Below are 21870 nucleotides of genomic sequence, written 5' to 3' on the forward strand. Positions count from 1 at the left end.
GCCCACGGCATGGAATCGGCGGCCCGCTTTGTCAGTGAACTGACAGAACCCGGCAGACGAACTGTCAGTACGTCCCCTAACCCCTCAGCCCGAGGAGGCGGAACCTGGTGCACCGCCTCAACGTGCACCGCCTCAACTCGCGCCGCCCCCCTCACAGTTGGAGTCGCCATGTCGCCCGCCCGGCCAACTGTCGAAGCCACCCTCATGACGGACCACCTGCGGCACTGGGCCAGGCACCGGCCGCAGCAACGCGCCTTCAGTCACGTCGACTTCCCCGACAGCGCCCCCACGGGACGGCACCGCACCCTCGGCTGGCGCGCCCTCGACGCCCGCGCCAGAGCCGTCGCCGACCACCTCGCCACGATCGCGTCCCCCGGCGAACGGGCCGCCCTCGTACTGCCGCAAGGGCTCGACTACGCGGCCGGATTCCTCGGCTGCCTGTACGCCCGCGTCATCGCCGTGCCCCTTTTCGGCCCCGGGTTGCCGGGCCACGGAGGAAGACTCGCGGGCGTCCTCGCCGACTGCGAACCCGCCTGCCTGATCACCGACTCCGCCACGGCACCCTCAGTACGCACCTTCGTACGGGACCGCGAACTGCCGGACCTGCCAGTCGTTCCTCTCGACCAACTGCCCGCCCCTGGCACCGGATTCGAGGCTGCGGACGAGCCCCAAGCGCGGCCCGAGCCCGACGACATCGCGTACCTCCAGTACACCTCCGGCTCCACCCGCAGCCCCGCCGGCGTGATGATCAGCCACGCCAATGTCGTCGCCAACGCCCGCCAGGCCATCGACGCGTTCGTCGCCGACCCGCGGACCACCACGACGGTCGGCTGGCTGCCGCTCTTCCACGACATGGGCCTGGTCCTCAGCATCGCCGCCCCCGTGGTCGGCGGCTTCCCGTCCGTCCTCATGGACCCCGCCGACTTCCTCCAGGACCCCTCCCGCTGGCTGCGCCTCCTCGGCTCGTACGAGGGGACCGTCAGCGCCGCCCCGAACTTCGCCTACGACTACTGCGTGGCGCGTACGGATCCGGCGCTGGCCGACGAACTGGACCTGGACCGCGTACGGGTGCTCATCAACGGCAGTGAGCCGGTGCGCGCGGAGACGGTGGACCGCTTCCGCACCCGGTTCGCGCCCGCCGGACTCGACCCCGCGGCGCACTGCCCGGCGTACGGACTGGCGGAGGCCACGGTCTTCGTGACCGCGGACGCTCTGGACGCGGCGCCCTCGGCCATGGCCTGCGACGCCGACGCCCTCGCGGAGGGACGCGTCGAGGAGGCGCCGGATGCGGCGACCGCCGCCGTGCTCGTCTCCTGCGGGACGCCCGTCGGGCAGGAGGTGCGGATCGTCGGCGCGGACGGTGCGGTACTCCAGGAAGGGCGGGTCGGCGAGATCCAGGTGCGCGGGCCGAACGTCGGGCTCGGCTACTGGAAGCGCGCCGAACTCTCCGCCGAGACCTTCGGCTTCGGCGCGACGGGCGACTGGCTGCGCACCGGCGATCTCGGAGCCCTGCATCAGGGGCGGCTCCTCGTCACCGGGCGGCACAAGGACGTGATCATCGTGGACGGGCGCAACCACTACCCCCAGGACATCGAGCAGACCGTACAGACGGCCGCCTCCCTGGTCCGCCGCGACCGGCTCGCCGCGTTCGGCGTCAACCGGCCGGACGGCACGGGCGAGGAACTCGTCGTGATCGCGGAACACCGCCGTGACACCGAACCGACGGCCGAGGACGCCCGCGCGGCCGAACGCACCGCACGCGCCACCGTCTCCACCCGCCACGGCCTGCGCCTTGGCACCCTGCTCCTCGTCCCACCCGGCTCCGTGCCCCGCACCAGCAGCGGCAAGGTCTCCCGGACGGCGACCCGGAGCCGGTTCCTCGAAGGAGGATTCGGCATCCGATGACCGCGTCCAGTACGGCGATCCGCGCCCTGGTGACAGAGCGGCTCCACACCTGGTACGGCCTCGCCCCCTCCGACCTCCCCGACGACCTGCCCCTCGCCGAAACCGGCCTCACCTCCCGCGACGCGGTAGCCCTGACAGCCGCCCTGAGCGAACTGTCCGGCCGCAGCCTCCCGAACACGTTCCTGTGGGACGCCCCGACGATCGACGCGGTGGTGACGCGACTGACGGAGGACGCGGGTCCGGTGGCCGGCGCCGACGGGGCGCAAGCCGCGCCCCCGCCGGCGCAGGGCGGCCCGCGGTCAGGCGACGTGCCGCTCGCGGCTGCCGGCGGCTGGGCGTCGGACGCGGCGGCAGCGGACGGCCGCACGCCGGGCGTACCGGCCAACGGCCACGGGCCCGGCACGGCGGCTCACACCCCGCGCGTCGCCGATGGCGCCGCAGCTCCGGCAGCCAGCGCACCGCTCGCGGAAGCGGACGGCCGGATGGCGGGCGTAGCCGACGACAGTCGTGCGGCAGGCGCGACGCCTGCCGGCAGCCCAGCGCCGAGCGAGGAGGCCGGCGGCCGCGCGCCAGGTGCCCCCGCCCGCCACGTGCCCGGTGTCGGCGCCCACGCCCAGCGTGTCGCGGACGGCCGCGGAGCCCCGACCCCCGTCGCCGTCATCGGCCTCGGCTGCCGGCTCCCCGGCGGGGTCCGCTCGCCGGAGGCGTACTGGCGGCTTCTCGCCGAGGGGCGGGATGCCGTGGGCACGGTTCCGTACGGGCGGTGGGAACCCTTCGTGCGGCACCCGGCGCGGTTGCCGGGCGACGTGAGTCCGCACGGAGCCTTTCTCGGTGGCATCGACGAGATCGCCGGGTTCGACGCCGAGTTCTTCGGGATCGCCGGGCACGAGGCCGTCGCCATGGACCCCCAGCACCGCATGCTCCTCGAAGTCGCCCGCGAGGCCCTCGATCACGCGGCCCTGCCCGTGCCCGCGCTCGCCGGCACCCGCACCGGCGTCTTCGTCGGCATCAGCGGCAACGAATACGCCCATCTCACCACCGCCGACCCCGGCGCCGTGGACGCCTGGACCGCCACCGGCGCCTCCCTGAGCATCGCCGCGGGCCGCCTGTCGTACGCCCTCGACCTGCGCGGGCCCAGCATGTCCGTCGACACCGCGTGCTCGTCATCACTGGTCGCGGTGCATCACGCGGTACGGAGCCTGGTGAGCGGCGAGAGCGACACGGCGCTCGCCGCCGGGGTGAACCTGCTGCTGAGCCCCGCCGTGACCCTCGGCCTCCAGCGCGCGGGCGCCCTCGCCCCGGACGGCCGGTGCAAGGCGTTCGACGCGGAGGCCGACGGGATCGTACGTGGCGAGGGCTGCGGCGTGGTCGTACTGAAACGCCTCGCCGACGCCGAACGCGACGGCGACCGTGTCCTGGCGGTCATACGCGCGACAGCCGTCAACTCCGACGGCCGCTCCAACGGGCTGACCGCCCCCAACGCCGAAGCCCAACGCGCCCTCCTCGCCGAGGCGCACCCCGACCCCACGACCGTCGACTACGTCGAGGCGCACGGCACCGGAACCGCCCTCGGAGACCCCATCGAGGCGAGCGCCCTCGGCGCCGTACTCGGCCGGGGCCGCCGCGCGGACCAGCCCTTGCTGATCGGCTCCGCCAAGACGAACCTCGGACACCTGGAAGCCGCGGCGGGCATCGCGGGCCTGATCAAGACCGTACTGGCGCTGCACCACGGCGAGATCCCCGGCCAGCTCCACTTCACCCGCCAGGGCCCGCACGCCGACCTCGACGCACTCGGCCTGCGCGTGGTCACCGCCCCGGAACCCTGGCCCCGCTACTCGGGCACGGCGACCGCAGGCGTCTCGGCCTTCGGCTTCGGCGGCACGAACGCCCATGTCGTCCTCGCCGACCACAGACCGGCCCGTCGGGCGAGCAGCATGCCGGAGCGTCCCCGGCTCCTGCTGCTCGACGGGCCCACCAAAGAAAGGGTGCGGTCGTACGCGGCTGAGCTCGCGGCCTGGCTGAACACCCCCGGCAGCCGACGCGTACGCGACGCAGACCTCGCCCGCACCCTCGCCGGCCGCATCGGCCGCGGCCGGCACCGCGCGGCCCTCGTCACCCGGGACCGCCCGGAGACCGTCACCGCGCTCACTCGCCTCGCCACCGGCGCCCCGTCCCCGCACCTGGTTACCGGGGAGGGGACACCGGGCGGCCCCGGCCCGGTCTGGGTCTTCTCCGGCTACGGCTCCCAGTGGCCCGGGATGGGCGGCCAACTCCTCGCCACGGAAGAGGAGTTCGCCGCAGCCGTCGACCGCCTGGAGCCACTGCTGCGCGAACACGCAGGCGTCTCCCTGCGCGCCGGGCTCCGCCCCGACGCCGACCTGTCGACCCCTGCCACCGTCATGCCCGTGCTGTACGGCATCCAGGTCGCCCTCGCCGAACTGTGGCGCTCGTACGGCCTCGAACCCGCCGCCGTCATCGGCCACTCCCTGGGCGAGATCGCCGCGGCGGTCGTCTCCGGGGCCCTCGACGAGGCCACCGGTGCCCGCATCATCGCCGTACGCTCCCGGCTGCTGGACGGGCTCACCGGCGGAGCCATGGCCGTCGTGGACCTTCCGGCTACTGAAATCCCCGTACTGGCAAGGGAGTGGCGCACACTTGATGTCGCCGTACACGCCTCGCCGGTGCAGTGTGTGGTCACCGGCTCGGCCGAGGACGTCGCCGCCCTGGTCGCCCGGGTGAACGGCGACGGCGGCTTCGCCCGTGCGCTGGGCGTGTCCGGAGCCGGTCACTCGCCCGAAGTGGAGCCGCTACTGGGGGAGTTCACCCGCGAGCTGGGCGAGGTCCGGCAATCCGCGGAAGCCTTCCGCTGCCGCCGCTACTCCACCGTGCTCGACAACCCCCGCGAGGTCGCGCCCGCCGACACGGCGTACTGGGCGGCCAATCTGCGCAACCCCGTCCGCTTCACTCAGGCCGTACGCGCGGCGGCCGAGGACGGACACCGCGTTTTCGTCGAAGTCGCCCCGCACGCAACGCAGTTGCACCCTCTGACGGAAACCCTGCGCGCGGCAGGCGCCGAGGACTCCCTGGTCGTCCCCACCCTGCGCCGCGACACCGACGACGCGCTCACCTTCCGCACCTCGCTCGCCACTCTCCTCGTGCATGGCGTACGGACAGCCCGGCCGCGCGAACGCCTGCACCCCGAGGGGCGCATCGTGGACGTACCGGCGCCGCGCTGGCGGCACCGCAGGTTCTGGGTGGGGGAGGAGACGGCGGCGGGCCCGGCCGAGCCCCAGGCCGGGTCCACCGACCGCGCCATGAGCCCCGTCGAACGGCTGCGGCTGTGCGTGGCCGGAGTGATGGGGTACAGCCCCGAACACATCGATCCCGACACGCCGTTGACCGACTTCGGCCTGGACTCGCTCACGGCCGTGCGCATCCGGGCCGTCGTGCAGCGGGAGTTCGATGTCGAGGTCGAGCCCGGCGTGCTGCTGAGACAGGGGACTCTGCGGAAGGTCGCCCAACTGCTCGTGGGCGACGTGGACTTGGGGCACCCGGCCCTCCCCGTACGAGCGCGATCCGTCGCCTCTGATCACCTCCGTGCCTTCCCCGCCACCGGCCCGCACACCCCCCTCTTCCTGGCCCACGCCGCCGGCGGATCCGCTGACGTCTACGCCCGGTTGGCCGCACGCCTCGACGGCGACCGCCCGGTCCACGGCTTCGACCGGCTGCCGGACCCCGACGATGTGCAGGGCCGGGCCGCCGAGTTCGCCAGGCGCATACGCGAAGTCCGCCCCAAGGGGCCCTGGGCTGTGGGCGGTTGGTCGTACGGCGGCGTCGTCGCCCAGGAGACGGCCCGGCTCCTGTCCCCGCACGGCACCGTCGCCGCCCTCGTCCTGATCGACTCGGTACTGCCGCTGCCGACCCGGCTCACCGGCACCGAGCGGGCCCTGCGCCACTTCCAGGACTTCGCCGGGTACGTGGAACGCACCTACGGCACCCGCCTCGACCTGCCGTACGACGAACTCGCCGGACTCAACGATTCGGACCGGATCGACCTCGTCCTCAAGGTGCTGAGCGACACCGTCGAGCTGCCGGACTCCGTGCTGGAGCACCAGCGCACCTCGTACCTGGACCTCCGCAGCGGCGAACGCCACACACCCGGGCCGCACACCGGCCGCACCCTCCTCTACCGCGCGAGCGAGCCCGCCCCGCACACGGTCCGCGACCCCCGCTACGAACGCGACGACCAGGCGCTCGGCTGGGACGCGCACTGCACCGACCTCACCGTCGTCCCGCTGCCCGGCCACCACCTGTCACTGCTCGACCCACCGGTCGTCGACATACTCGCCGGACTGCTGACACGCGACCTGCGGGACTTCTGAAGGACTCCTGAAGGGACTTCACCCATGCCGCGTCCGATACCGCGTTCGCAGCGCCGCTGCGCCCTCGCCATCGCGCTCACAACCTCTCTGCTCGGCACGGGAGTTGTGCTCGCCCCGCAGTCGTCCGCGGTACCCACGGCGGCGACCGTGGCAGACGCGGACGGCGCCGCCATCGTGGGGGAGAAGTGGCTGGACGCCCGCACCGTCGACCTCATGATCGACTCCCCGGCCGTCGGCGCCACCCTGCCCGTACGCGTGATCCTTCCCACGCGTTACGCCGCGCAGCCGAACCGCACCTGGCCCGTCCTCTACCTCCTCCAGGGCGCCCACGACGACTACACGTCCTGGACCCGGGAGACGGACGCCGCCGACTTCCTGGCGGACAAGGACGTCCTCACCGTGATGCCCGCCTCGGGCCCCACCGGCATCCCCACCGACTGGTGGAACTACGGCAGCGCCGACGCGCCGGACTACGAGAGGTTCCAAGTCGACGAACTGATGGGGCTGTTGGCGCAGAGGTTCAGGGCCGGCACCAAGCGTGCCGTGGCCGGTGTCTCCACCGGCGGCTACGGAGCCCTCGCCTTCGCCGCACGGCACCCCGGCACCTTCGGGGCGGCAGCCTCGTACAGCGGGATCCTCGACACCACCGCCCTCGGCATGCCCACCGTCCTCAACGCGATCGTCGCCCGCGAACAGCTGCCGCCCCTGACCCTGTGGGGCAACCCGTTGTTCCAGCGCGACAACTGGATCCGGCACAACCCCTACGCGCAGGCGCGTCACCTCAAGGGCACCAAGCTGTACGTCTCCCAGGGCAGCGGTCTGCCCAGCAATGACTTCGGCAATCTCGAAGGTGCGGTGCTCGAAGGCGTCCTGTGGTCCCAAGCACACCGATTCGCAAGGCAGTTGGAGGCTCTGAACATCCCGGCCCAGGTGCACTTCTACAACGGGGGAGTGCACAACTGGCCGAACTGGCGGCAGGAGTTCAAGGCCTCGTGGCCGACGCTCGCAGCGGGCCTCGGCCTGAGCTGACCTGTCAACGCCCCACAAGGAGGAAGACATGGATGCCCTGGCCGAGGCCGTGGTGGCGGGAGCCGCCCGTGCCGAACTGGAGCAGCTGCCCGTTCCCGGTCACTACAGCGCCGCTCATCTGCGGGCGGAGGACGTGGACAGCTTCACGGGATTCACCGAAGCCGACGACAAAGATGTCCGCAAGTCCATCCACATCGGCTCCGTACCGATGCCCGAACTCGCCCCGAACGAGGTGCTGGTGGCCGTCATGGCGAGCGGCATCAACTACAACACCGTCTGGTCGGCGATGTTCGAACCCATCCCGACCTTCACCTTCCTGAAGCACTTCGGCCGCCAGGACCGCTGGGCGGCCCGGCACGACCAGCCGTTCCATGTGATCGGCTCGGACGCGTCCGGGGTCGTGGTGCGCACCGGATCGGGCGTACGCCGCTGGCAGGTCGGCGACCGGGTCGTGGTGAGCCCGGTGTACGTGGACGAGGAGGATCCGGCGACCCACGCCGACGGCATGCTGGGCTCGGGCATGCTGGCGTGGGGCTTCGAGACCAACTACGGGGGCCTTGCCCACTACTGCGTCGCGCGCACCAGCCAACTCCTGCCGAAACCAGCCCACTTGAGCTGGGAGGAGGCGGCCTCGAATCCACTGTGCGCGGGCACGGCGTACCGCATGCTGGTCAGTGACCGGGGCGCCCGGATGACGCAGGGCGATGTGGTGCTGATCTGGGGAGCGGCCGGCGGGCTCGGGGCGTACGCCGTCCAACTCGTCCGTAACGGAGGCGGGATCGCCGTCGGCGTCGTCAGCAGCGAGCGGAAGGCGGAGTACGCCCGCCGGCTGGGCTGTCATGTGGTGATCAACCGGGAGGAGATCGGGCTCACCAGCAGCGAGGCGCCGGCCGATCCCACCGTGGTCGGCAAGCGGCTCGGGAAGCTGATCCGGGCCGCGACGGGCGAGGACCCGCACATCGTCTTCGAGCACGTCGGCCGGGCCACCTTCGGTGTCTCCGTCTTCGTCGTACGGCGTGGTGGCGCGGTCGTGACCTGCGGGTCCAGCTCCGGCTATCAGCACGAGTTCGACAACCGCTACCTCTGGATGCGCCTCAAGCGCGTCATCGGCAGCCACGGCTCCAACCTGCAGGAACAGGCCGCCGTCGGCCGCCTCCTGGACCTCGGCCACCTCACCCCGGCGCTCACCGCGACCTACCCCCTCACCGCGACCGCGGAGGCCGCCCGTCTGGTCCAGAGCAACGACCATCTGGGCAAGGTCGGCGTCCTCTCCCTGGCGCCCGCTCCCGGTCTCGGAGTGAGTGACCCCGAGCGCCGGGAGCTCCTCATGGCGGGGGCGTGAGCAGTCAGACGGGCTGCTCCGCGTTCTCCTCCGTTCTCTTCGGCACCCTCAGCTGCGGCGTCATCGAGAGCTTGTCCGGCTTGACCGTGACGATGGCCTGCGGGCGTGGGGGAGGCGATGTCAGGGTCAGACGCCAGCGCTGGACGATGGTGGCCAGGACGATGAGGAGTTCGGTCCACGCGAACTCCTCGCCGATGCACTTGCGGCGGCCGTCGCCGAAGGCGAGGAACGAGGCGCGGTTGATGCTCTTGGCGCGCTCCGGCTCCCAGCGGTCCGGGTCGAAGGCCTTGGGGTCGGCGTAGACGTCGGGGTCGTGCTGGTGGACGTACGGGCTGTAGACGACGTCCGCACCCTCGGGGATCGGGTGTCCGTCGAGGACGACCTGGCGCGTGGTGGTGCGTGTGACGAGCCAGGCGGGGCCGTACATGCGCATGGCTTCCTTGAGGACGCTGCGCATGTACGGCAGTGAGCTCAGGTGCTCCTGACGCAGCGGCCGGTCGCCGCACACGGCGTCGAGCTCGTCGTGCAGCCGCCGCTCGATCTCCGCGTTCCGGCTGATCTCGTACAGGGTCCAGGCGAGTGTCGTCCCCGTGGTCTCGATGGCCCCGGTGAGAAGCGTGATCGCCTCGTCCTGGAGCTGCTGGCGTGAGAGGGGGCCCGTCTCGGGGTCGTCGGCGGTGAGGAGGGTGGAGAAGAGGCCGCCTTCGGGAGAGTTGCCCGTCGAGCTGCCTGTTGAGCTGCCTGCCGGGCTGTCCGTCGAGCCGCCCGCGTGAGCGGGACAGCCGGCGGGTGGCCCGGCCGGCGTGTCCGGCTCCGCGGCCAGTTGGGCGCGGTGATGGTCGATGGCCTGGTCGATGAGCGCCCGCAGGCGCGCGACCCGCCGCTCGTGCGCGCGGTTCGCGGGCAGCGGCAGCTTCGTCACCCAGCCCGGCAGGATGGTCTGCCGGATCGTGCCGCGCATGATCGCCGGCATGAGGCTCTGGAACTCCCCCTCGACGTGACCCGGCAGTCCCGAACCGAAGAGCGCCACGAGGAAGGTCGACAGCGTCAGATCGTTCATGTCCTCGTACGTGTCCCGCGCGACCCCCTCCGCCCACGCCTCGGTCGCGGCCCGTACGTGCCCGATCATGACGTCGCCCCGGGTGGCGATGTGTGCCTTGTTGAACATGGGCTGCATCAGCCGCCGGTGCTTCAGGTGCAGGTCGCCGTCGGCGATCGTGGCGAGCCCGTCGCCGAAGAACACCCGCAGCGCATCGATGATCTTGCCGCCCTTGGCGAACGCGTCGACCTCCGTCACCAGCACCCGGCGGGTGACGGCGGGATCGGTGACCACATAGGCAGCGGTAGGTCCTATCAGGATCTTGACGACGCTGCCCTGACTGCGCAGCGAGTCCATGAACTCCAGGGGACGTCTGGCCAGTTGGTGTCCGTGCCCGATCAAGGGCAGGCGACCGGGCGCGGTGGGAGCCGCCGCGGAAGTACCTGACATTCCGCTCATCGGTGTATCTCCTCAAGGTCAACCAGGGGGCTTGGGGGCGATCATGAAATGCATGCCCATGTGTCCCATGGCGTATCCGCGCGCTCGTGTCACACCGCCGAGAGAGGTCGGAGTGACGAGTAAAGGGATTTGTCGACTCGAACGTCCCAGGTCAAAGCGTGGTGAAAGCCTTATGGATGTGGGTCGGGAGGTTGATCCTCAGGACATCAGACCCGATAAGGTTCCTTGTGGCGCGGCGAGTTGGCGCGGCAGCACTCCGTTGTCGCTCGCTGTCCACGCATGTCCGTTGCGCGGTTGACCGCCGCGCGACGAGTGCGTCCCCGAGCTTCTCCACGCCCCCCTGTTCGACCATGTTGCTTCGAAGGATGCAGATGGAACTTGCCACTCCGCCACCGGCGGTGCGGGCTCCGGTCTCCTGGTACGGCTGGTGGCTGCTGCCGCTTGCCTTGGGCACCGGGACCGTGGTCGCCGCCGTCGCGGGATCCGATCAGACCCGAATACCCGCGATCGTCGCCGGGGCTCTGGCGACGACGGCAAGTGCCTTCTGCGTACGTTTACTTGTCCGCTCCCAGCGCCAGCTGCGCAGTAGTGCAGGCGAGTTCAGGAACGCGCAGGCCGAGCACTCCCAGCAGTGGCAGCAGCATGTGGTCGGCCTGGAGCGGAAGTACGCCGCCGAGCGCTCGGCCCACGACGCGCAGCTGGCCGAGCAGGCCCAGGTGTACGAGGCACGGATCGCCGAGCAGGCCCAGGCCTGGCAGGTGCAGCTGGACCGGCAGCAGGCCGCCGTGGCTCTGCTCGCGGACACCCAGCTGCCGGACGCCCTGAAGAGGCTGCGCAGCGGTGAGGCCATCGACGACGTGCTGCCCACCGTCAACCAGTGCGCGGAGGTCAGCCCCGACCTGCGGGCCGAGTTGCGCAAGGTGCTCAGGACCGCGCTGATCGGCGTGGAGGAGGAGTTCAACCGCTCCACCTCGGCCGAACAGGCCGTCATCAGCATCGGCAGCCGTATCCACGTGCTCACCAGCAAGCTGCGCGGACGGCTGCACGAGATGCAGGGCGAGCACGGCAGGCTGCCCGCCGTGGCCCAGGGACTGATGGAACTCGACCAGGAGATCGGCCCCGCCGACTGTCTGGCCGCGAGCATCGGCGTACTCGGCGGCTCGGACCGGCCCGGCCGGCAGTGGCAGGAAGCGCAGCGGCTGCTCAGCGTGGTCCGCGGCGGCATCGGCCGGATCAAGGACTTCGACCGTGTCCAGGTCCGGCATCTGCCCGAACTCGGCGTCGACGGCGGCCTGGTGGACCACCTCACGCTGGTCTTCGCCCACCTCCTGGACAACGCGGCGCGCTACTCGCCGCCCACCGAGCCCGTGGTCGTCTCCGGCAAGGAGGTGCCCAACGGCGTCGGCATCGAGATCCAGGACTCGGGCAAGGGGCTGAACGAGGAAAAGAAGCGGGAGGCGCTCCAGGCGCTCGAGGGCGAAGCCGCCGGCCCCGGTCTCGGCGGTGTGTCCGAGGACGCCCATCTCGGCCTCCGCGTGGTGGGGGCCCTGGCCCGCCGCTACGGCATCAGGGTCACGTTCGCGGACTCGCCCTGGCTCGGCACCTCGGTCGTACTGGTGGTACCCCACAAGTACTTCAGCCCGTTGCCTGCCGCCGTCACGGCTTCGGCTCCGGTCGCCCAGGTCGCCGCCCCGGCCGCGACGAGCACCGAGGCGGCTGCGCCCGAGTCCGCTCCGGACTCCGCTGAAGAAGCCGGGGACACCACACCCGGCGGTCTGCCCCGGCGCCGCAAGCGAGCGGAGTCCGCCCGGCCGAAGCCGGTCGAGCACGCCGAAGACGAGTCGGCGACGTCTGCGGACACGGCCTCGCACGCCGTGCCGCCGGACGCGTCCTTCACCGGCCTGGCCGCTTTCGCCACCGCCGGGCGCGAGCCGACCGCCGGAGACGAGCCGACCGCCGGACTCGAGGCCACCGCGGGACGTGAGTCCACCGAGCACCGCACTGAAGAGAGCGACTAGTCCACATGACGCAACAGGGAACCGACGTGAGCTGGGCGCTGCGCGATCTGGTCGAGAGCATCAAGGAGATCCGCTTCGCCCTGGTGGCCTCCAGCGACGGAAAGGCCATCACCTCCTACGGCGCCGACGACCCCGACGACGTGGACCGTTTCGCCGCCGTGGTGGCGGGACTGCAGGCGCTGGCCCAGCCGGTGGCCGGGCAGTTCCCCCAGTACGCCGGGCAGTTGCGCCTGGCGATGATCGAAGTCGACGGCGGCCATCTCTTCGTGGTGCGGGCCGGCGTGGAGACGTACCTCGGAGTCCTCGCCAGGGAAGGCCTCGACCAGGGCCTGCTCGGGCATCAGATGAGGGATCTCGCCCGCAGGATGGGTGAACTCCTCGGCACCACTCCGCGCCTGGAGGAGCACTCTGGATGAGTGGTCCCAGCCGACCCCTGAACCCGTCCGGTCTGGAGCGCTACTACGTCCTCACAGGCGGCCGCAGCGGACCGGGCGGTTCGGCGTCGAGCCTCGACGTGGCGACCCTCATCACTTCCCGTGCCGCCACCGTCCCCGGTATGCAGCACGAACACGAGGAGATCCTCCGGCGCTGCCGCGATCCGCTGTCGGTCGCCGAACTCGGCGCCCACCTCGGATTGCCGTTCAACATTCTCGCGGTGCTCCTGGCCGATCTGCTGGATGCAGGCCGTATCGAAGCCCGTGATCCCATCCCGGCGTCCGGCGCCGGTCGCGGGCCCGATCTTGCGCTCCTTGAGGAGGTACTCAGTGGACTTGAAAGGCTTTGACCATCCCGGCCGGCAGGCGGCCGGGGGCACCCTGCCGGCCGGCGCCCGCTCGGTGAAGGTGATGATCGCGGGCGGATTCGGCACCGGAAAGACCACCATGGTCCGCTCGGTCAGCGACATCAAGCCGCTCACCACCGAGGAGACGCTGACCCAGGCCAGCGCCGACGTCGACAACCTGATCGGGGTGGCGGACAAGCAGGAGACCACCGTCAGCCTGGACTTCGGCAAGATCGGCATCAACGAGCAGCTGGTGCTGTACCTGTTCGGGACGCCTGGGCAGGAACGGTTCTGGTTCCTGTGGAACGGCCTGTTCAAGGGCGCGCTCGGCGCCGTCGTCCTGGTCGACACCCGTCGGCTGGCCTCCAGCTTCCGGGCCATCGAGGAGATGGAGCGGCAGGACGTCCCCTTCGTCATCGCCCTCAACGTCTTCCCCGACTCCAAGGACCACCCGGTCGAGGAGATCAGGGACGCCCTGGACATCCCCCCGCACACTCCGGTCGTGGCCTGCGACGCCCGCGACCGGGAATCAAGTCGTGACGTACTCATCGCCCTGATACGTCATCTCAAGGAACGCTCTGCGGTCGCTCTGGAGACTCGATGACCGATCAGCCCTCGAACGGTCCGGACGCCCCGCGCGGCTGCCCTGTCGCGCACGGCGGGGGAGAGGAATCCACCCGCCTCTACGGGCCCGAAGCGGCGAGCGACCCGCACGGCATCTACGCCAGGCTGCGCAAGGAACACGGGCCGGTCGCGCCGGTACTCCTCGAAGGCGACATCCCCGCCTGGCTGGTGCTGGGCTACCGGGAGAACCGACGGGTGCTCGACAACCCCCGTCAGTTCAGCCGCGACGCGCGGATCTGGCGCGACTGGAAGGAGGGCCGCGTCGAGAGCACCTCACCGCTGATCCCGATGCTGGGCTGGCGCCCGGACTGCGTGTCCCAGGACGGCGAACCGCACCGCAGGCTGCGCGGCGCCGTCACCGACAATCTGCAGGCCGTGGCGAGCCGCGGGATACGTCGCCATGTCACGCACTTCGCGAACAAGCAGATCGACGCCTTCGCGGGCGCGGGCAGCGCCGACCTCGTGGCCGAGTACGCCGAGTACCTGCCGATGCTCGTACTCACCAGGATCTACGGACTCGCGGAGGGAGAGGGGCGGCAGCTGGCCGAATCCTCCGCGCAGGTGCTCAAGGGCGGTGAGGACGCCGTTCTGCACAACGACCGCATCATGCAGATCCTCGGCGAACTCGCAGAACGCAAGCGAGTGGAGCCCGGCTCCGACTTCACCACCGGGCTCATGGAACACCACGCCGAACTCGACGAGGACGAGATCCTCAGCCACCTGCGGCTGGTGCTGATCGCCGCGCACACCACCACCAGCAATCTGCTGGCCCGGGTGCTGCAACTGATCCTCACCGACACCACCCGGCTCGCCGGGCTGATCAGCGGGCAGCTGAACATCTCCGCGGTCGTCGAGGAGGTGATGTGGAACACCCCGCCGCTGGCCGTCCTGCCGGGCCGGTTCGCCGCCGCCGATCTCGAACTCGGCGGACACCGGCTCCAGGAGGGCGACCTGCTGGTGCTCGGACTGACCGCGGGCAACGTCGACCCGGAGGTCCGGCCCGATGTCGGTATCTCCGTGCACGGCAACCAAGCGCATCTCGCCTTCAGCGGCGGCCCGCACGAGTGCCCGGGGCAGAACATCGGCCAGGCCATCATCGAAACGGCCGTCGACGTCCTGCTGCACCGCCTGCCGGGTCTGCGCCTCGCGGTCCCGCCGGAAGAGCTCACCTCGACGGCCTCCACCTGGGAGGCGCGCCTGGACCGCCTGCCGGTCGAGTTCGCCGCATAGGAACACGTTCGGCCGGCCATCTGTGGGGTGGCCGGCCGAACGGTTCCCGCGTCAGACCGTGAGCAGGTCGTCCACCGACCCCTTGCCCGCCAATTCCGCGGCAGCCGCCGGGGTTTCCTTGTTCGCGGTGTAGCGGCCCGAGGTCAGCGCCCACTCGTAATTGCCGTTGATCCAGTGCTGGATGGCCTCGACGCCCATGCGCACCTGAGTTCGCTCTTCCTCTTCCAGGCCGAGCTCGTCGCACATCGTCGGTACCTGGGCCTCCAGTTCGAGGTACCGGTCGAGACACTCCGTGGTCATCCGGAACGCCTCGTCGGCCGCCTCCTGCCAGGTGCACCGGCGCTCCCGGTGCAGGACGGCTATGAGGTTGTGTCCGTCTCCTCTGCGCTTCTCGCGCTCGAAGGAGTGGATGTCGTTCATGAAGCCGATGGTGTCCGCGGCCAGATCCCGCATCCGGATCATCAGCGGATGGGCCTGCACCTGTGCCGGAACCTCGAAGCCGCGGCTGCGCTCACCGGCGTCGATGCTGTGGTGAATGCCGACCGTACGGCGGCGGAACTCGGCGTACTCCTCAAGACCGAGTGTGCCTTCCAGGCCGCGGGCCGCCAGGTCGACCTCCTCGGTGTGCGCCACGAGGAACCGGCCCCAGGAGGCCGCGAACCGCGTACGCCACGTCAGCGACATGCCCTCGGAAAGGTGCGCCCAGACCTCCGCCCAGGCCACCGTGATCGGGCAGTCCACCCGGGGCGTGTTCCCCGCGGGACGCAGCGGCGTGACGATGAGCTCGCGCGCCACGTCCGCTATGCGGTCGGCACGGTCCGGCCTGGCGGCGTCGAACTGGTCGTCGAAGAGGAAGGCCAGCGAGAACCAGTTCATGAGGACGACCATGTCCTCGGCCGAGGCGTGCGGATACGTTCGGGCAGCGGCCTGGGGCAGATCCCAGGACCGGTACTCCTCGAAACCTTCTTTGCTGCGGACCAGACGACGGTCCCAGACCCAGCGCAGATGACGCGCCCGGGCGTACTCGAGATGTTCGCTGATGGGGGTGGTGAACGGGAGGTCGAATTTGACGTCCTGCGGCATTCGCATCCTCTCTTGGAGACGATTCACAGGGCCCCCCACCCTGCGAGCGGGCGATCGGAACCGATCCCCGCCGACTCGAACTGCGCTTCCCGAGACGAAAGTTGACTCGAATTCGCTACGAGGCTGCCCTGATCGTAAATGATCTATGCCGTGACCTCCGTGACTTCTCCGTGACCTTCGTTACTCTTTCGGCGACCTTGGCGAAATGTCTACGCCGGGCGGCCCGTTGGTCCTGGACGACTGAATCCGGGGTGCGGGGTACCCGTGGACGACGGGGCGGTGGCTGGGAACGCCGCCGCGTTCGGTCCCCGTATGGAGGAGACATGGCACTCGTAGTGGCAGGCGTCGTGGTGCTGGACTGTGCCGAGCCCGAGAAGCTCGCCCTGTTCTACAAGGAGTTGCTGGAGGCCGAGCAGACGGACGCGACCGCGAACCGCGTGGAGATCAAGGGCGCCGACGGGACCCGGATGGCGTTCCGCCGGGACATGACGGCCACTCCGCCGAGCTGGCCGCGCCCCGAGAACTCCCTGCAAGTCCACCTGGACTTCCATGTGGAGGACCTCGACGAGGCGGAACGCAGGGTCGTATCACTCGGCGGACGGCCGCTGGAGACCAAGGAGCCGTCCGGCCCGTTCGAGGAGCGGGGATACGCCGATCCGGCCGGCCACTCCTTCACACTGCGCCGCACCCGCGCCACGGCACCCAAGTCGGGCTGAGGGCAGCCGAGTCAGGCGGAGCGCAGGGCCGCCAGGGCGCGGTCCGCGTGTGCGCTCATCCTGAACTCGCTGCGCACCACCTCGAGTACCTTCCGGTCCTCGGAGATGACGAAGGTGACCCGCTTCGTGGGCGCCATCGAGAAACCGCGCTTCACACCGAACCGCTCCCGGATCGCCCCGTCGGGGTCCGACAGCAGCGGAAACCCGAGCGTGTGCTTCCCCGCGAACTCCTGCTGCCGGTCCACCGGATCGCCGCTGATCCCCACCGGACGCGCCCCGGCGGCGGCGAACTCCGCGGCCAGATCGCGGAAGTGGCACGCCTCGGCGGTGCAGCCCGGCGTGAGGGCAGCCGGGTAGAAGAAGAGGACGACGGGACCGTCGGCCAGGAGCTCGGAGAGCTTCCGGGACGTGCCGGTCTCGTCGGGCAGCGCGAAGTCCTCGACAGTGTCGCCCACTTCTGGCTTGCTGGTCACAGCTCGCTCTCCTGCCTTCCGGCCGCCGTTCCGGAAGCCAACCTTACGCGACGGTAAGGGTGTTCAGTCGCGCCCTCCCCCATCGCCGGACGGCCACACTCCGGTCGTGCGCTCGACGAACGCGGCACCCGTACGGTCCACGGCGCTGCGGACGACGGCGAAGATGGCCCCCTGGACGGCCGCGGCCAGCAGGATCTCGCCCCAACTGCGGTCCTTGTCCAGTGCGTCGGGCGCGTCGTCCTCGTGCCGGATCGCCTTCCATGTCCTCTGGAAGGCCAGGCTGGCGAGGGTTCCGCTGGTCCAGCCGAGCAGGAATCCGAGGGGCTTGTAGGCGAGGGGCAGCTTCATCTTCTTCTGCTTCTTCGGCATCGCTGACTCCTTATGTCCTTGTGCCTTTGTCTATTTGTCGTTGGCGATGTTCCTGTACGCGCGGGTCAGGGCCGCCCCGCTGCCGGGACCCGCTCGCCCTCGGACACCGGCCCCGGCGGCGTCCCGTCGCCGAACGGGCGGCCACCGAGCTCCTCACGGCGGTGCGGCATCAGCCAGCCGGACAGATCGGGGCCGAGCGGCACGATGCGGGTCGGGTTGATGCCCGTGTGGACCTGGTAGTAGTGGCGCTTGATGTGGTCGAAGTCGACGGTGTCGCCGAAGCCGGGCGTCTGGTAGAGATCGCGGACGTACGCCCACAGCACCTCATCCTCCGTCAACTTCCAGCGGTTGCACTTGAAGTGGCCGTGGTAGACGGCGTCGAACCGGACCAGCGTGGTGAACAGCCGGATGTCCGCCTCCGTGATCGTGTCGCCGACCAGATAGCGCCGGTCGGTGAGCCGCGCCGACAGCAGCTCCAGTCGCCGGAAGAGCCGATCACAGGCCGTCTCGTACTCCTCCTGGCCGGTGGCGAAGCCCGCCCGGTACACCCCGTTGTTGACGTCCTCGTACACCTCCTCCATGACCTCGTCGATCTCGTCGCGCAGCCGGGCCGGACAGAGGTCCGGCGCCCCGTCCCGGTGCAGGGCCGTCCACTCGGTGGCCAGGTCCAGGGTGATCTGCTGGAAGTCGTTGGTGACCAGGCGGCCACTGGGTACGTCCACGATCGCGGGGACGCTGACGCCGCCCGGGTAGTCCGCCTCGCGTGCGTCGTACGCCTCGCTGAGGAACCGGATGCCGAGTACGGGGTCGCGGCCGTCCGGGTCCAGCGTGAAGCGCCAGCTGCGGTCATCCTGGATGGGGTCGGCGATGGCCAGCGAAAGGGCGTCCTCCAGACCCAGCAGCCGCCGGGAGATCACCGCGCGGCTCGCCCAGGGGCAGGCGCGGCTGACGACCAGCCGGTAGCGTCCGGGCTCGACCGGCCAGCCGTCCCGCGCGTCCGCCGTGATGCGGTCCGTGAAGTGGCTCTTGGATCGCTTGAACGACTTCCTGCCGTACTCAGTGTTGCCGTCTGTGTCGCTCATGGCTCCTGTCTCCTGATCCTGCCTGTCCTACTTGTCCTGCCTGTCCTGCCTTAGGGGTGCCCGGACCGGCCCTGGTGACAGGAGTTCCCCGATTTCGCCGCTCACCTCGTGTGAGGGCGCGCGACTGGGGCAATCGGCCGAAGTGAGCCGTAAGCCCTTGACCATGTCGGACCGCAGGACCCGTGTCACCGTGCTGGTGGCGCTGGCCGCGAACGTCGTGATCGCCGTGGCCAAGACGGTGGGCGGCCTGATCGCGGGCTCGCCCGCGCTGCTCTCGGAGGCGGCGCACTCCGTGGCCGACAGCATGAACGAGGTGTTCCTCCTCGCTGCCCTGCGCCGCAGCCGGCGTCCCGCCGACAGCCGCCATCCCTTCGGCTACGGCAAGGAACGCTTCTTCTGGTCGCTTCTGGCAGCCGTCGGCATCTTCGTGATGGGCGGCTGCTTCTCCTTCTTCCAGGCCTTCGAGGCGCTGCGCGGGGGAGCGGCGGAGTCGTACGACGGCTATGTGGCGGGGCTCGTCGTCCTCGGGGTCGCCCTCGTCTCCGAGGGGATCTCCCTGTTGCGGGCCTTGCACCAGGTGCGCATCCAGGGCGGTGTCGCCGGGGCCCGTGACCCGGCGCTGCGGACGGTCGTCGCCGAGGACGGCACCGCCGTGCTCGGCGTGACCCTCGCGATCGCCGGGATGGCGCTCCACATGGCCACCGGCCAGGTCGTCTGGGAGGCGCTGGCCTCGTGCGCCATCGGGGCGCTGCTCGTGTACGTGGCGTACCGCCTGGGCCGCGACGCCCGCGACCAGCTGATCGGCCGGGCCGCGGACCCCGAGCAGAGCCGCCGCATCCGTTCCCTGCTTCAGGCGCAGCCGGAGATCGACTCCGTGGAGTCCCTGCTGACGATGAAGCTGGGTCTGGACTCGACCCTGGTGGCCGCCCGGGTCGACCTGGCCCCCGGCCTGGACAGCGAAGAGGTCGAACTGGTCGCCGAACGCATCAAGCGCACCGTGTCCTACGCGATCCCGGAAGCCGACCAGATCTTCCTCGACATCACGGACGCACTGACCGCGAAACGAACCGCCCGCCGCCAGCCACGTGGCAGCTGACCTGCGGGTTCACCCCCTGCTCAGACAGGGGGCGACCCCGCCGCGACGGGGGAGCGCGGCGGGGCCTGAGACTCGTCTGCCCGGCGTATGCCGCTTCATGCCTACCGGATTCGGAGGAACCGGCCGGGCCTGCCGAGCACCGTGGCTCCGGGATCAGTGGTCGTCGACCGGTTCCAGGACGAAGACCGGGATCTCGCGGTCGGTCTTCTTCTGGTAGCTGGCGTAGGGCGGGTATGCCGCGACGGCGCGCTCCCACCACAGCGCCTTTTCCTCGCCGGTCACCTCGCGGGCCGTCATGTCCTGGCGGACCGTGCCGTCCTGGAGTTCCACTTGGGGGTCGGCCTTGACGTTGTAGTACCAGACCGGGTGCTTGGGGGAACCGCCCAGGGAGGCGACGGCGGCGTACGTGCCCTCGTGCTCCACACGCATGAGGGGTGTCTTGCGGATCTTGCCGCTCTTGGCGCCCCGGGTGGTCAGCAGGATCACGGGCCGTGTCGTGCCCTGCAGCGTCATCCCCTCGGTCCCGCCGGAGCTCTCGATCAACTCCACCTGCTTACGTACCCAGCCGGTGGGGCTGGGCTCGTACTCGCCCTCAAGAGGCATGTCATCGTTCCCATCGTCGTCTGCGTGGTGAATCACCACAGTGGTGCACTCACCGTCTACCCCACAGCACCCGGCGAACGAACGGCCTAGAACGGATAGTGCGCGTGCTGCGTCGCCAGTGTCACCCAGCGGGTGTTGCTGAACGCCTCGATGCCCCAGCGCCCGCCGAACCGGCCGTATCCGCTGGCCTTGAAGCCGCCGAAGGGAGCGTTCGGCTCATCGGCTACGGACTGGTCGTTGACGTGCACGATGCCGGTACGGATCCGGCGGGCGACCTTCAGCCCGTGGGTGCCGTTCTCGGTGATGATGCCGCACGTCAGCCCGTGCTCGGTGGCGTTGGCGAAGTCGACCGCCTCGTCGTCCGTGGCGAACGTGCTGATCACGGCGACCGGGCCGAAGGCCTCGCCGTGGTACAGCTCGGCGTTCTGCGGCAGGTCGGTGAGCACGGTCGCCGGGTGTACGGCACCCTCGGGAGCCGTACCGCCGGTCAGTACGGTGGCGCCCTTGGCGACGGCGTCCTCGACCAGCGCCGCGACCCGGCGGGCGGCGTCCGGGGTGACCAGCGGGCCGACCACGGTGTGATCGTGGGCGGGGTCGCCGGCCGCGAGCGACTCGGTCTTCGCGACGAACTTGGCCGTGAACTCCTCGGCGAGGCTCTCGTGCACGAGGAGCCGGTCGGCCGACATGCAGATCTGACCGGAGTTCATGAACACGGAGAAGACGGCGGCGTCGACCGCGTAGTCGACGTCGGCGTCCGCCAGCACGATCACGGAGTTCTTGCCGCCGAGCTCGAGGAGCGCGGGCTTGAGGTGCTGGGCCGCGTGGACGCCGATGATGCGGCCGACTCCCGTCGAACCGGTGAAGTTGACGGACCGCACCCGCGTATCGGCGATCAACGCCTCGGCAACGGCGGCGGCGTCCTCGGGGGCGTTGGTGATCACATTGAGCACGCCGTCGGGCAGGCCCGCGTCCCGCAGGATGTCCGCGACGAAGAGACCGCAGGCCAGCGGCGCGTCCTCGCTCGGCTTCAGCACCACGGTGTTGCCCGCGGCGAGCGGCGCCGCGACGGCACGAACGCCAAGGATGACCGGCGCGTTCCACGGCGAGAACGCCGCCACGACACCGACGGGCTCCCGGACCGCGAGGCCGAGCGCGCCCTCCGTCTGGGCGCTCAGCACCTCGCCGCGCGGGGCGGTCACCGCGGCGGCGGCCTCGCGGAACATGTTCGCGGCGAGGCCGACATTGAACATGGCCCAGGGCCGGGTCCCGCCCACCTCGCCCGCCATCGTCCGCACGGCGTCCTCGACGCGCGACTCCAGCAGGTCGGCCGCGTCGAGAAGGATCTTGCGCCGGACCACCGGGCTGGTCGCGGCCCAGTCGGCGAACGCGGCATCCGCGGCGTCCACGGCCCGCGTGACATCCTCGACTCCGGCCGCGGCGACCGTGGCGTACACCTCGGAGCTGTACGGATTCACGTCCTCAGCGGTGCGGCCGGAGGTGGCGGGCACGTCCTTGCCGCCGATCAGCAGGTCACGATGCAGGGTCATGCGCGGCTCTTCCCGTCGTGCGAGGCAAGACGACCATGCCACGCCTGGGGCTCAGCCGCTTGTCCGCCTGGTGAACATATCTTCGTTGAATG

18 protein-coding genes are annotated in these 21870 nt (G+C 70.6%); 11 read left to right on the plus strand and 7 right to left on the minus strand.

All coding sequences use genetic code 11. The annotated features are described in order from the left end of the window. Positions 1–204: 204 nt before the first annotated feature. The 4 genes from ACGFNK_RS22575 to ccrA are packed head-to-tail and all read left to right on the plus strand — an operon-like array spanning position 205 to position 8658. On the plus strand, positions 205–1905 hold the full coding sequence (locus ACGFNK_RS22575) for a fatty acyl-AMP ligase (RefSeq protein WP_393418465.1): 1701 nt from the start codon (positions 205–207) through the stop codon (positions 1903–1905). Beyond that, positions 1902–6287: a beta-ketoacyl synthase N-terminal-like domain-containing protein gene (locus tag ACGFNK_RS22580; protein WP_393418467.1), complete on the plus strand. Its 4386-nt coding sequence runs from the start codon at positions 1902–1904 to the stop codon at positions 6285–6287. The genes ACGFNK_RS22575 and ACGFNK_RS22580 overlap by 4 nt, the downstream gene beginning before the upstream one ends. A 24-nt stretch (positions 6288–6311) precedes the next feature. Beyond that, entirely contained in the window at positions 6312–7316 is a 1005-nt protein-coding gene (locus ACGFNK_RS22585; RefSeq protein WP_393418469.1) for an alpha/beta hydrolase, read from the plus strand. A gap of 28 nt (positions 7317–7344) precedes the next feature. Next, positions 7345–8658, plus strand: a complete 1314-nt coding sequence (gene ccrA, locus ACGFNK_RS22590; RefSeq protein ID WP_393418471.1) for a crotonyl-CoA carboxylase/reductase — start codon at positions 7345–7347, stop codon at positions 8656–8658. A gap of 4 nt (positions 8659–8662) precedes the next feature. Here ccrA and ACGFNK_RS22595 read toward each other — a convergent pair whose 3' ends face one another. Next, positions 8663–10156 carry a cytochrome P450 gene (locus ACGFNK_RS22595; protein WP_393418473.1) on the minus strand — a complete coding sequence of 498 codons (1494 nt, stop codon included), beginning with the start codon at positions 10154–10156 and terminating at the stop codon, positions 8663–8665. Between the two features lie 371 nt (positions 10157–10527). On the opposite strand from ACGFNK_RS22595, the gene ACGFNK_RS22600 reads away from it, so the two are divergent. From ACGFNK_RS22600 to ACGFNK_RS22620, 5 genes are read left to right on the plus strand one after another with little or no spacing between them, the layout of a single operon-like run. Beyond that, positions 10528–12174, plus strand: coding sequence for a sensor histidine kinase (locus tag ACGFNK_RS22600; protein ID WP_393418475.1), 1647 nt, complete (start codon positions 10528–10530; stop codon positions 12172–12174). Positions 12175–12179: 5 nt separating this feature from the next. After that, positions 12180–12590, plus strand: a complete 411-nt coding sequence (locus tag ACGFNK_RS22605) for a roadblock/LC7 domain-containing protein (protein ID WP_386342921.1) — start codon at positions 12180–12182, stop codon at positions 12588–12590. Continuing rightward, the gene (locus ACGFNK_RS22610; protein WP_393418477.1) at positions 12587–12958 is read left to right on the plus strand and encodes a DUF742 domain-containing protein; all 372 of its coding nucleotides are present in this window, start codon (positions 12587–12589) and stop codon (positions 12956–12958) included. The genes ACGFNK_RS22605 and ACGFNK_RS22610 overlap by 4 nt, the downstream gene beginning before the upstream one ends. After that, entirely contained in the window at positions 12939–13559 is a 621-nt protein-coding gene (locus ACGFNK_RS22615; protein WP_386342919.1) for an ATP/GTP-binding protein, read from the plus strand. The genes ACGFNK_RS22610 and ACGFNK_RS22615 overlap by 20 nt, the downstream gene beginning before the upstream one ends. Beyond that, the gene (locus tag ACGFNK_RS22620; RefSeq protein ID WP_393418479.1) at positions 13556–14809 is read left to right on the plus strand and encodes a cytochrome P450; all 1254 of its coding nucleotides are present in this window, start codon (positions 13556–13558) and stop codon (positions 14807–14809) included. The genes ACGFNK_RS22615 and ACGFNK_RS22620 overlap by 4 nt, the downstream gene beginning before the upstream one ends. A gap of 51 nt (positions 14810–14860) precedes the next feature. Here ACGFNK_RS22620 and ACGFNK_RS22625 read toward each other — a convergent pair whose 3' ends face one another. Beyond that, complete coding sequence (locus ACGFNK_RS22625) at positions 14861–15892, minus strand: 7-epi-alpha-eudesmol synthase (protein ID WP_393418481.1); 1032 nt, start codon at positions 15890–15892, stop codon at positions 14861–14863. 323 nt (positions 15893–16215) lie between these two features. Here ACGFNK_RS22625 and ACGFNK_RS22630 point away from each other — a divergent pair, with 323 nt between their 5' ends. Next, positions 16216–16608, plus strand: a complete 393-nt coding sequence (locus tag ACGFNK_RS22630; protein WP_393418483.1) for a VOC family protein — start codon at positions 16216–16218, stop codon at positions 16606–16608. 11 nt (positions 16609–16619) lie between these two features. On the opposite strand, the gene ACGFNK_RS22635 is transcribed toward ACGFNK_RS22630, so the two are convergent. From ACGFNK_RS22635 to ACGFNK_RS22645, 3 genes are all read right to left on the minus strand, one after another. After that, positions 16620–17081, minus strand: a complete 462-nt coding sequence (locus ACGFNK_RS22635; protein WP_393418485.1) for a peroxiredoxin — start codon at positions 17079–17081, stop codon at positions 16620–16622. A 63-nt stretch (positions 17082–17144) separates the two neighbouring features. Further along, positions 17145–17450 (minus strand): DUF4235 domain-containing protein, encoded by a 306-nt coding sequence (locus tag ACGFNK_RS22640; RefSeq protein WP_393418487.1) that lies wholly within the window; start codon positions 17448–17450, stop codon positions 17145–17147. Between the two features lie 65 nt (positions 17451–17515). Further along, complete coding sequence (locus ACGFNK_RS22645) at positions 17516–18532, minus strand: glutathione S-transferase family protein (RefSeq protein WP_393418489.1); 1017 nt, start codon at positions 18530–18532, stop codon at positions 17516–17518. 163 nt (positions 18533–18695) lie between these two features. On the opposite strand from ACGFNK_RS22645, the gene ACGFNK_RS22650 reads away from it, so the two are divergent. Beyond that, positions 18696–19628, plus strand: coding sequence for a cation diffusion facilitator family transporter (locus ACGFNK_RS22650; protein ID WP_393418491.1), 933 nt, complete (start codon positions 18696–18698; stop codon positions 19626–19628). A 153-nt stretch (positions 19629–19781) separates the two neighbouring features. Here ACGFNK_RS22650 and ACGFNK_RS22655 read toward each other — a convergent pair whose 3' ends face one another. Then, on the minus strand, positions 19782–20231 hold the full coding sequence (locus ACGFNK_RS22655) for a nitroreductase family deazaflavin-dependent oxidoreductase (protein WP_393418493.1): 450 nt from the start codon (positions 20229–20231) through the stop codon (positions 19782–19784). 86 nt (positions 20232–20317) lie between these two features. Next, the gene (locus ACGFNK_RS22660) at positions 20318–21778 is read right to left on the minus strand and encodes an aldehyde dehydrogenase family protein (RefSeq protein ID WP_393418495.1); all 1461 of its coding nucleotides are present in this window, start codon (positions 21776–21778) and stop codon (positions 20318–20320) included. Between the last annotated feature and the right edge of the window lie 92 nt (positions 21779–21870).

The organism is Streptomyces sp. NPDC048825, from assembly GCF_043198355.1.
Taxonomy (GTDB): domain Bacteria; phylum Actinomycetota; class Actinomycetes; order Streptomycetales; family Streptomycetaceae; genus Streptomyces; species Streptomyces xiangluensis.